8 protein-coding genes are annotated in these 7,573 nt (G+C 34.8%); 3 read left to right on the top strand and 5 right to left on the bottom strand.

What is annotated here, in order from left to right; all coding sequences use genetic code 11:
- Positions 1–21 precede the first annotated feature (21 nt).
- The 3 genes from BAZSYMA_RS09190 to BAZSYMA_RS09180 are packed head-to-tail and all read right to left on the bottom strand — an operon-like array spanning position 22 to position 1,536.
- Positions 22–633, bottom strand: coding sequence for a phosphoribosylanthranilate isomerase (locus tag BAZSYMA_RS09190; protein WP_090718371.1), 612 nt, complete (start codon positions 631–633; stop codon positions 22–24).
- Entirely contained in the window at positions 633–1,343 is a 711-nt protein-coding gene (locus BAZSYMA_RS09185; protein WP_090718367.1) for a hypothetical protein, read from the bottom strand. Before BAZSYMA_RS09185 ends, BAZSYMA_RS09190 begins: the two co-directional genes overlap by 1 nt.
- 10 nt (positions 1,344–1,353) lie before the next feature.
- A complete protein-coding gene (locus BAZSYMA_RS09180) occupies positions 1,354–1,536 on the bottom strand; it encodes a sulfur relay protein DsrC (RefSeq protein ID WP_090718364.1) in 183 nt (60 codons plus the stop codon).
- A 459-nt stretch (positions 1,537–1,995) separates the two neighbouring features.
- On the opposite strand from BAZSYMA_RS09180, the gene BAZSYMA_RS09175 reads away from it, so the two are divergent.
- From BAZSYMA_RS09175 to BAZSYMA_RS09165, 3 genes are read left to right on the top strand one after another with little or no spacing between them, the layout of a single operon-like run.
- Positions 1,996–2,637, top strand: coding sequence for a MerR family transcriptional regulator (locus tag BAZSYMA_RS09175; protein WP_090718361.1), 642 nt, complete (start codon positions 1,996–1,998; stop codon positions 2,635–2,637).
- Positions 2,634–6,071: an acyl-[ACP]--phospholipid O-acyltransferase gene (locus BAZSYMA_RS09170; RefSeq protein WP_090718358.1), complete on the top strand. Its 3,438-nt coding sequence runs from the start codon at positions 2,634–2,636 to the stop codon at positions 6,069–6,071. The genes BAZSYMA_RS09175 and BAZSYMA_RS09170 overlap by 4 nt, the downstream gene beginning before the upstream one ends.
- The gene (locus tag BAZSYMA_RS09165; RefSeq protein WP_090718355.1) at positions 6,068–6,826 is read left to right on the top strand and encodes a ceramidase domain-containing protein; all 759 of its coding nucleotides are present in this window, start codon (positions 6,068–6,070) and stop codon (positions 6,824–6,826) included. Before BAZSYMA_RS09170 ends, BAZSYMA_RS09165 begins: the two co-directional genes overlap by 4 nt.
- Positions 6,827–6,909: 83 nt before the next feature.
- Here the strand turns inward: BAZSYMA_RS09165 and BAZSYMA_RS09160 are convergent, their stop codons facing one another.
- Both BAZSYMA_RS09160 and BAZSYMA_RS09155 read right to left on the bottom strand, forming a co-directional pair.
- Entirely contained in the window at positions 6,910–7,116 is a 207-nt protein-coding gene (locus tag BAZSYMA_RS09160) for a hypothetical protein (RefSeq protein WP_090718352.1), read from the bottom strand.
- Between the two features lie 85 nt (positions 7,117–7,201).
- Positions 7,202–7,489 (bottom strand): hypothetical protein, encoded by a 288-nt coding sequence (locus BAZSYMA_RS09155; RefSeq protein ID WP_143243192.1) that lies wholly within the window; start codon positions 7,487–7,489, stop codon positions 7,202–7,204.
- Positions 7,490–7,573: the final 84 nt, after the last annotated feature.

The raw sequence follows: 7,573 nt of genomic DNA, 5'->3' as shown, positions 1-7,573 counted from the left end.
CCATAAAGAGAAATAAGATAATTATTTGATATTGGCAATAAATTGTTTTATTTTATCAATATCTTTGACGCCTTTTGCACTTTCCACACCGCTGGAGATATCTAGCGCATAAGGATTAATTTGTTTAACAGCGTCAGCAACGGTATCTGAATTTAAACCACCTGCCAAGATAATCGGCAGATCAAGTGCTACTTTTGCCAAGCTCCAGTCAAATGCCTCGCCTGTGCCACCATAAGTGTTTTCATTAAAGGCATCTAACAACAAGCCACAAGATAGGCGATAATCATCCGCCATTTTGATAAGGTCGGTGTTTTGATGAACGCGCAGAGCCTTAATAAACGGCATGGCGTATTGGCTACACTCTATAGGTGCCTCATCGCCGTGGAATTGCAAAGTATCAAGAGGCACTTCGCATAACACTTCGTCAATAAAACTAGAATCTGCATTCACAAACAAACCCACGCGATTAATAAATGGCGGTAAGGCGTTGACAATTTCCAAAGCAGCCTCTACCTCAACATAGCGTGGTGATTTGTCATAAAACACTAGGCCAACAGCGTCTATACCAAGAAGTGAGGCCTCTCGTGCATTATCAGCTTGGGTAAATCCACAAATTTTAATTTTTGGACACATCAAGTTTCATTGTCTAATTTGGCTTTAATTTTATCTCTATCAATCCACCATTTGTCATCAACCAATTGGTCAACTGCCCCTGAGAGTTTTTTTAAAAATACTTCTGGCTCGTCCAACTTTAATGTTTTGCGCCATAAGTCAAAAGTTGATTGGTCTGTTATGTGTGAATGCTTGTCTGCAACGCTTGCTAACATTTGCGAAGTAAAAAAAGTCAATTCATCATCTGCGCCACATCGCACTGAAGTAATATAATGCGCCGCAGCTGCAGCTACTGCTCGTGTGTCTGCCTCTTCGGGAGATTCTTCCACCAAATGTTGCAACATTGCCACGGTAATCTCTGGGTCAATTGGGAATGTTACACCTAACCACAGTGCATGTCCTAGCGCCACTAAGGCATCAGGGCCTTCGGATAAAAACATCACATCACACGCTTCAACCGCCAACTCCCACAATTCATCTTGCTGTGCAAGATTAAAGGCAGTAAAGGCCTTTTCCCAAGCATCTGCACCCTTATAGCGCTCAACTTGAATGCGACCAATCTCTAATAGACTTGTAATTCTTTCTTCGATTGGCGCGCCTTCACTTAGTCCAGCCAGTTGATCTTCAAAATATTCTAAGCGTGCTTGTAACTGCTCTTCGTTAGCATAAACATCTTCCCCATCATCGCCATCAAAAATATCTTGCTCTTTATTTAAATATTTAAAGCCCATCCGTTACCTCCTAGTAAAAAGCCGCCTCTAAACGATCTTCCCAATTTTCAGGCGTATCGCCATAATCAGGCTTCACATCCATCTGAAAAAACCGCTCATCCGACTCTCGAGCTATGCTCTTCAACACCACAACCAAATCCTCAAAAGATTCTATCTCTGGATTCGCAATCATCACTTCACTTATTAATAACATTGTTTTTAATTGTAAAAAAATTGACTATTTTACGCTACGAAGACCGTTAAATATACAGGGCGTGATTTAGAAAGTTTGCTCCTGCTACTGTTTTGAAAAATTGCAGCACTTAGTTTTTTGCTATACGCACAGCTCGTATTGACGCCTAGCTACATTTATTTGAATCAATTGAGCGGGCGCAAGATTAACCGCTTAGTGGCTTTGGATTTATAACAACGAACGACCGCATTTTACACTGGGTGGAGTGTCACCCAGGATAAGGTTTAAAGAAAGCGCCAATTGGGCAAAAATTGGATTTTTCCAATCGCCCCTATTTCCCCGCAAGGGAGGCTACGCACTGCAAGGGTCTCTATCCCTTGGCTTTTAATTTCAGTTTTATTTGATAAAAGTGAAAGGTGACACTTTACATTTTTTGTTTTATCAGTATAATGCTGATAATTTCTTAAAAAAGTAAATATTATGCTAAAAATGAATGCACTGGTAAAGTTAAGCGGAGAAAGTAAATCGACACTTATTTATTATTTAAATGATGGTTTGTTACCCCAACCACAAAGACCCAAGCCCAATGTTGCTTTGTATGATGAAAAATGCCTAGAGATTATTAAGTTTATTCGTTATTTGCAAAACTCTCTTTATTATTCTATTAGCCAAATCAAAGAAATTCTCACCGACAGCACTATTGATTTTGATGATAGTATCGATATGATTATTAATTCGCTAGAGGTTGTTTCAGTGGGTAATAAAGAGTTTTCTATTAAAGAGGTTTTGCAAAAAAGTAAAATTTCCTTACAAGAATTACAAGAATTGCAAACATTACAACTAATCAGAGTTGATGATTTTTATTCTCAAAAAGATATTGAAATAATTGATATTCTCATAAAAAGCGAACAAGCGCTAGAATTGCTAAAGCATTATGTTAAAAGCGCTAAAGAATTGGCAAAACTTGAGAATCAAATTGGTGTAGAAATATTACAAGAGCAACACAAAAGCAGCAATACCCACCAAATAATTTTTGACATAGTGCTAAAGGTCAAGCCTTATATTTTTAGTCATCACACTTTATTAGAAAATAAACGCATTCATAATGGAGGTAAACTGTGAAAAACCTTTATAGAATTAGTGGCTTTTTAACTTACTTTTTAATCGTATTTCTTAATGCTTTTGTTGATTTAGGGCACAAGATTGTTTTACAAAATACTGTTTTTAAAACCTATGATGGTACAGAATTAATGGTTTTAACTGCCATTATTAATGCCTTAATTTTATTACCTTTTGTATTTTTGTTTTCGCCATCAGGTTTTATTAGTGACAAATATTGTAAAACTAAGATAGTGCGAGTTTCCTCATTTATTGCTATTATTATTACCTCTTTAATCACATTGAGCTATTATTTAGGCTATTTTGAGATGGCATTTGTTGCCACATTGTTGCTCGCTGCCCAAAGCGCTTTTTATTCCCCGGCCAAATACGGGCTAATTAAGGAAATGTTTGGTACTGGTAATGTTGTTAAGGCCAATTCCATCACTCAGGCTATTACCATTATTGCAATTTTATTAGGCGCTGTTATTTATTCTATTTTCTTTGAAAGCCTCTTAATAGGTGATGTTAATAATAAGGATGAAATACTAAAAATGGTTGCCCCAATTGGCTTTGTGTTAATTATTTCAAGCGTATTTGAGTTTTTGTTGTCTCTTAAATTACCAATAACCAATGCTAAAAAAATCACTGATAATTTTGCAATAAAAAAATACTTAACCGGCGGTTATTTTAAGTGCAATAACAGCATAATCAAAAGCAACAGAGTTATTTGGCATAGTATCATTGGGCTGAGTATTTTTTGGGCAATTTCACAAATTGTTGTTGCTGTCTTTGGCGCGTTTTTAAAATCATCTGCTGGCGTAGAAAATACTGTAATTGCCCAGTCTTTATTAGCAGTTGGCGGTCTTGGTATTGTTGTTGGTTCAATGATTGCCAACAAGGTTTCTAAAAACTATATTGAATTAGGTATTGTGCCTTTAGGGAGTCTTGGTGTTGCAATAACTTTATTTATTATTCCTACTTTGCAAAATGTTAATATTATTGCTGTGGTATTTTTTATTTACGGCCTTTGTGCTGGTCTTGTATTGGTGCCACTTAATGCATTAATTCAGTTAAGCGCACCAGGTTCTAGTTTAGGTAGGATTTTAGCTGCCAATAATTTTTATCAAAATATCTTTATGCTTATTGCTTTAATTGCTACTGCATACCTTTCTTATTTACAATTTGATAGTGGTGATATATTGCTTCTTGCTGCAATTATCGCTACTATTGGAGCGCTTTGGACATTTATTAAATTACCACAATCTTTAATAATTTACATAGTGCGCTTTGCATTTAAGCTGCGTTACAAAATCAATGCTATAGGGGTAGAGAATGTTCCTACAAATAAGGGCACATTATTACTTGGAAACCATGTTTCCTACATTGATTGGGCAATTTTGCAAATAGTTTATCCACAACAAATTCGCTTTGTTATGGAAAAATCAATTTACAAAAAGTGGTATCTTAAATGGTTTTTGGATTTTTTCAAAATAATTCCCATTTCATCATCTGGTAGCAAAAATTCCCTCAAAGAAGTGGCAAAAGCACTTAATGACGGTCATACAGTGGCACTTTTTCCAGAAGGAATGTTGACTAAAAATGGTGGAATGAATACTTTTTTAGCTGGTTATGAACATATATTAAAAGAAGTTAAAGATTGTGTCATTGTGCCATTTTATTTGCACGGCTTGTGGGAAAGTAAATTTTCTAATGCGGCAGATAAAATTAAACAAAGTGGCCACAATATCTATGTTAAATTTGGCGCAGAACTGCCAACTAGCATCAAAGCTGTGCAATTAAAAAACATTGTTATTGATTTAAGTGTTGATGTTTGGCACAACTACATTAACCAGCAAAAAGATATTGCCAGTATGTGGATTGAGCAAATAAAGAAGAAAAATAATTTTTATGTAGCAGACTCTAATAGCATACTCCACAGGAATAAATTTTTAGCCGCCACACTATTAATGCGCAAATGGCTAAAAAATAAATTAGGAAACAATAATAATATAGCAGTAATACTGCCCTCAACAGTTGCTGGTGCTATATGTAATATGTCTTTATTTTGTTTGGCTAGAACAGTAGTTAATCTTAACTACACAACTGGAATACGGCCCTTGAAGTTGGCTATTAAAAAAGCTGAAATACAAACAATTATTACTAGCAAAAAATTTATTAAAAAATTACAAGACAAAGGGTTTGATTTAAGTGAAGTGCTTAACAATGGCAATATTATTTACTTAGAAGATATGCAAAAATTTGCACACAAGTTGCGAGCGATAGGTTATTTTTTACGAGCAGCACTCTACCCAGTATGGCTCTTAAAGTTATTGTTTATTACTAAAGTAAAAATTACAAAGACTGCTGTTATTTTATTTAGTAGTGGTAGTGAGGGCGATCCCAAAGGAATTATGTTAAGTCATAAAAACTTAATTGCCAATGTTAAACAAGTAAAAACAATGCTCAACCCAAGCTTAAACGATAAAATAATGGGAACACTGCCAAATTTTCATTCTTTTGGATTAACAGTTTGCACGCTGATACCACAACTTGAAGGCATTCCTGTTATTTACCACCCAGACCCAACAGATGGCTATGGTATTGGTAAATTAGTAGCCGAGCATAAGGCAACTATTTTGCTTGGCACTGCAACATTTTTTCGCCTATATTTGCGCAATAGAAAACTCCAGCCTTTAATGTTGGCGAGCATTAGACTTGTAGTTGCTGGCGCCGAAAAACTACCAAATAAAATACTTGACGATTTTAAACAAAAGTTTGGGTTAGACATTTATGAGGGCTATGGGACTACAGAAACTGCTCCTGTTGCAAGTAGTAATATTCCAAATGCACTATTGCCAAAATATTGGAAAATTCAACAAGGGCAAAAAACGGGCACTATTGGCAAACCATTAGTAGGTACAAGCATTATTATTACTGATCCCAGTAGTTTTGAAGTATTAAAACAAGGCGATGCCGGGATGATTTTAATTTCAGGACCTCAAGTAATGCAAGGCTATTTGAATGACCCTATTCAAACAAATGAGGTAATAAAAATCATAAATAATAACAGGTATTACATCACTGGCGACAAAGGTAAGATTGATAAAGATGGCTTTGTTACTATTGTGGACAGATATTCTCGTTTTGCAAAAATTGGCGGCGAAATGATTAGCCTAGGAAGCTGTGAAGCGCAAATTAGTGCTTGTTTGGGTGATGAAATTGAAATAGCCGCTACCAACTTAACCGATGTTAAAAAAGGTGAAAAAATAGTATTGTTATTTACTGGAGATATGACAGAAGAGGATCTAAAACGAAAATTAATTGCCACACAAATTAACCCATTGTATTTGCCTAGTTCTTACCACAAGGTAGAAGTTTTGCCAAAATTAGGAGCAGGTAAAGCAGATTTTAAGGGCGTTAAAAAACTTGCGCAACACTTGGAGGCGGGTGAATGACAAATACTCAAAAGCTAACAATCAAATTAATATTGTTAATTAGTTTTGTAATAATAGTCATAATGTTTTTACAAGATCCAATGCCACAAAGTGTCAAATATCATAGTTTTGTTGATGATAGAGGTATCTTTGGCGTTGTTAATTTTTACAATGTTATTTCTAATTTTCCTTTTTTATTGGTTGGAATTTACGCAATAATATTATTGAAAAACAATAGGTTAAATATTAGTGACAACATAAAATATATGTATTACACTATGTTTTTTGGTGTCATTATGGTATTTTTTGGCTCTAGTTATTTTCATCTTGATGTTAGACATGAAACATTATTTTTGGATAGATTGCCAATGGTTATTGTTTTTATGGCGCTTTTCTCCATTGTAATTAGTGAGTTTATTAGTTTAAAAATTGGTAAAAAATTATTTATTCCATTAGTGGCATTAGGCCTGTTTACTATTATTTATTGGATTGTTGGTGAGAGTTATGGATCTGGGGATTTACGCGGGTATATTTTAGTGCAGTTTTTACCAATGTTGATTACGCCAATTATTTTGCTAAATTTTAAACGAAAATCAGCTAAAGCTTATTGGTATTTGCTATTATTTTATGTTTTTGCAAAATTATTTGAGCATTTTGATGGGCAAATATTTGAGTTATTTGGATTTATTAGTGGGCATTCAATTAAACATATTGTTGCAGCGCTTGGATTATTTATTTTCTTACTTGTGGAGAAAAAAGACTTAAAACATCATTGAGTGCACTTTGGTGCCAGGCCTTATGCGCTGTGGCTTGATCATTGGCTTGTTTGGGTCAATAACTTCATTCGCCAGTATTGCGTTTAATCTTGCGAGAGATGTTTGCTGTACTTCTGTTGAGTAAGTTTGGCTATGTTTGCTTGCTTCATGCCTACATTGTTAGTCAGTTGGTGCTGTAGATAGCGGATAATTTTGTCTTCATAATTGCTCAAAACAGATTTAATATTGTTGGTTCGTAGATATCTAAGTGTTTTAATAGAGTCTTTACCACGAGTAATGAAAACTTCCATATCATTCTTTTTGGATTTGTTTTTTGTCGCAATCGTACTAACTCATCATAATAGCTATGAATATCGCCATAAACAATCAGTTTGTTCATGAGTTAAGTTTAAAATAATCATAGATTTTTTTAAGGAAACATACCTCTTCTCTATTGAGGCTCTTTCCTTTGGTTGCTGCATGAGCCCATAAGTTTCTGTATTTATTAAACTGTGAAATCCATTTTATCTTCTCTGATTTACTATTAAACCTCCCCAAGCCCACATCGATAGAAAATAAATCTTGAAAAGGTCTAAATAAATTGTCGCCTGATAAATTTTTAGACCAGTGTTGTTCTATAATTTTCTTATAATCTTGGATGGTAAACATTCCCTGCCAATCCACCTCTTCACTTCCGAATCCATCTTTATAATTTTTCTTTCTCTTTCTTGCTCTGCGAGATCTATGCAGTGACGCTTAATACTACCT

This window comes from Bathymodiolus azoricus thioautotrophic gill symbiont (assembly GCF_001298715.1).
Taxonomy (GTDB): domain Bacteria; phylum Pseudomonadota; class Gammaproteobacteria; order PS1; family Pseudothioglobaceae; genus Thiodubiliella.
Note: the sequence above shows the minus strand (reverse complement) of the source record. Positions and strands in the feature narration are given on the sequence as shown.

Coding starts and splice junctions, on each gene's coding strand:
- BAZSYMA_RS09190 (WP_090718371.1), bottom strand. CDS start 633: ATGTGTCCAAAAATTAAAATTTGTGGATTTACCCAAGCTGATAATGCA.
- BAZSYMA_RS09185 (WP_090718367.1), bottom strand. CDS start 1,343: ATGGGCTTTAAATATTTAAATAAAGAGCAAGATATTTTTGATGGCGAT.
- BAZSYMA_RS09180 (WP_090718364.1), bottom strand. CDS start 1,536: ATGTTATTAATAAGTGAAGTGATGATTGCGAATCCAGAGATAGAATCT.
- BAZSYMA_RS09175 (WP_090718361.1), top strand. CDS start 1,996: ATGCTAAAAATGAATGCACTGGTAAAGTTAAGCGGAGAAAGTAAATCG.
- BAZSYMA_RS09165 (WP_090718355.1), top strand. CDS start 6,068: ATGACAAATACTCAAAAGCTAACAATCAAATTAATATTGTTAATTAGT.
- BAZSYMA_RS09160 (WP_090718352.1), bottom strand. CDS start 7,116: ATGGAAGTTTTCATTACTCGTGGTAAAGACTCTATTAAAACACTTAGA.